We start from the raw sequence: 1738 nt of genomic DNA, 5'->3' as shown, positions 1-1738 counted from the left end.
CTTGCGATGCGGTCCGCGAACTCCTCCCGGTCGAAATGCAGCGCCATCGGGCGACCTCTTATTGATCGATCAGTGGCGATGGTGGCACGGGGCGCGGCGCTCCGCCATCGCTTGCGTGGCGCTCCGGCGCGGGTCTAACGTTCCCCGGCAACAGGGCTTCCGGGGAGAAGAACCATGTCCATGAAGGGCAGTGCGGTCGCGGCCGTGGCGATCGGCGTGCTGGCGTTGCCGGCGGCCGCCCAGCAATCGATTACCGTCGCCTCCTGGGGCGGCGCCTACCAGGACGCGCAGCGCAAGGCGTGGTTCGAGCCCGCCGCCAAGGACCTCGGCATCACCATCAAGGAGGACACGACGTCGGGCGTCGCCGACGTCCGCGCCCAGGTGAAGTCGGGCAAGGTGACCTGGGACCTCGTCCAGCAGGGCACCAACGGCTGCATCCTGCTGGAGCGCGAGGGCAACCTCGAGAAGCTCGACCCGGCGGTGGTCAAGACCGACGGCATTCCCGCCGACATGAAGTCGGACCACTGGGTCGCCAACCTCGTCTATTCGACGGTCATCGCCTGGAACACGAAGACGTACAAGGACAAGAAGCCCCAGGGCTGGGCCGACATGTACAACTTCAAGGACTTTCCAGGCGGCCGGTCGATGCGGCGCAGCCCGATGTACAACCTCGAGGCGGCGCTGATCGCCGACGGCGTCGACCCGCAGAAGCTCTACCCGCTCGACGTCGACCGCGCCTTCCGGAAGATGCGCGAACTGAAGCCGCACATCGTCGCCTGGTGGCCGTCGGGCGCGGCCTCGGCGCAGCTCATCAACGACGGCGAGGTCGACATGATCGGCCTCTGGAACGGCCGGGTGCAGGCGGTGATGAAGGAGGGCGCCAAGGCGGATCTCACCTTCAACCAGCAGATCATCCTCGCCGACTGCTGGGCGATCCCCAAGGGGGCGCCGAACAAGGCGCTTGCGATGAAGGCGATGGCGCACATGCTGACGCCGGAGGCCCAGGCCCGGCTGCCGCTCCACATCAACTACGGCCCCTCCAACGCCAAGGCCTACGAAACCGGCATCATCACGCCGGAGATGGCCAAGGCGCTGCCCTCGTCGCCGGAGAACCTGAAGAACTCCTTCACCCTCGACGTGAAGTGGTGGGCGGACAATCTCGACGCCGTCACCAAGCGCTTCGACCAGTTCATCCAGGAGTGACGGAGCGGCGTCCCGGAGCGGCGGGCGGGGGGCGGGCATGACCGCCTCCCGCTCGGCGCCGACCGTCACCATCCGGGAGGTGACGAAGACCTACGGCCGCTTCCGCGCGCTGGACGCCGTCAGCCTCGACATCGCCGCCGGCGAATTCGTGACCCTGCTCGGGCCCTCGGGCTCGGGCAAGACGACGCTGCTCATGGTCCTGGCCGGGTTCGTGCGGCCGGATTCCGGGTCGATCCGCTTCGGCGAGACGGAGATGATCCTGGAGCCGCCGCACCGGCGCGACATCGGCATCGTCTTCCAGAACTATGCGCTGTTCCCGCACATGACGGTGGCGGGCAATGTCGGCTACCCGTTGCGGCTGCGCGGCGTCGCCAGGCCCGAGATCGGGCGGCGGGTCGAGGAGGCGCTGGCCTTGGTCCAGCTCCAGGGCTATGGCGAGCGCCGCGTCGACCAGCTCTCGGGCGGCCAGAAGCAGCGCGTGGCGCTCGCCCGCGCCGTCGTCTTCGAGCCGCGCATCCTGCTGATGGACGAGCCC

Annotated in this window: 2 protein-coding genes; both read left to right on the top strand. The window is 68.5% G+C overall.

From position 1 onward, the window contains the following. The first annotated feature begins 174 nt into the window (after positions 1-174). Entirely contained in the window at positions 175-1203 is a 1029-nt protein-coding gene (locus ACE3Q3_RS02715) for an ABC transporter substrate-binding protein (RefSeq protein ID WP_374441436.1), read from the top strand. A gap of 37 nt (positions 1204-1240) precedes the next feature. Beyond that, the coding region (locus tag ACE3Q3_RS02710; RefSeq protein WP_374441433.1) for an ABC transporter ATP-binding protein at positions 1241-1738 on the top strand (498 nt) is incomplete at its 3' end.

Origin of the sequence: Allostella sp., from assembly GCF_041913585.1 — a bacterium.
GTDB lineage: Bacteria > Pseudomonadota > Alphaproteobacteria > ATCC43930 > Allostellaceae > Allostella.
Note: the sequence above shows the minus strand (reverse complement) of the source record. Positions and strands in the feature narration are given on the sequence as shown.